Here is a 1,072-nt window from a genome sequence, read left to right on the forward strand (position 1 = left end):
TTGATGATGATACTGAAACAGTAGAAGTCCATGACAAAGTTGAAGCTTCCGATAAAGTTGTGACTAATGATGAAGATGACACTGGTAAGAAAACTAGTGTGAAGATAGAAGCAGCTGCAGAAAAAGACATTGACAAGAAAACTCCCGTGAGTCCGGAACCAGCTGTTATACCACCTAAGAAGGTACGCATGGCCAACTTGTGTGTTGTGGGCGGCCATGCTGTTAATGGAGTTGCTGAGATCCATAGTGAAATTGTGAAGGAGGAGGTTTTCAATGACTTCTATGAGCTCTGGCCGGAAAAGTTCCAAAACAAAACAAATGGAGTGACTCCAAGAAGATGGATTCGTTTCTGCAATCCTCCTCTTAGTGCCATCATAACTAAGTGGACTGGTACAGAGGATTGGGTCCTGAAAACTGAAAAGTTGGCAGAATTGCAGAAGTTTGCTGATAATGAAGATCTTCAAAATGAGTGGAGGGAAGCAAAAAGGAGCAACAAGATTAAAGTTGTCTCCTTTCTCAAAGAAAAGACAGGGTATTCTGTTGTCCCAGATGCAATGTTTGATATTCAGGTAAAACGCATTCATGAGTACAAGCGACAACTGTTAAATATCTTCGGCATCGTTTATCGGTATAAGAAGATGAAAGAAATGACAGCTGCAGAAAGAAAGACTAACTTCGTTCCTCGAGTATGCATATTTGGGGGAAAAGCTTTTGCCACATATGTGCAAGCCAAGAGGATTGTAAAATTTATCACAGATGTTGGTGCTACTATAAATCATGATCCAGAAATCGGTGATCTGTTGAAGGTAGTCTTTGTGCCAGATTACAATGTCAGTGTTGCTGAATTGCTAATTCCTGCTAGCGATCTATCAGAACATATCAGTACGGCTGGAATGGAGGCCAGTGGAACCAGTAATATGAAGTTTGCAATGAATGGTTGTATCCAAATTGGTACATTGGATGGCGCTAATGTTGAAATAAGGGAAGAGGTTGGAGAAGAAAACTTCTTTCTCTTTGGTGCTCAAGCTCATGAAATTGCAGGGCTTAGAAAAGAAAGAGCTGACGGAAAGTT

Origin of the sequence: Nostocoides jenkinsii Ben 74, from assembly GCF_001046875.1 — a bacterium.
Classification (GTDB): Bacteria; Actinomycetota; Actinomycetes; order Actinomycetales; family Dermatophilaceae; genus Nostocoides_A; species Nostocoides_A jenkinsii.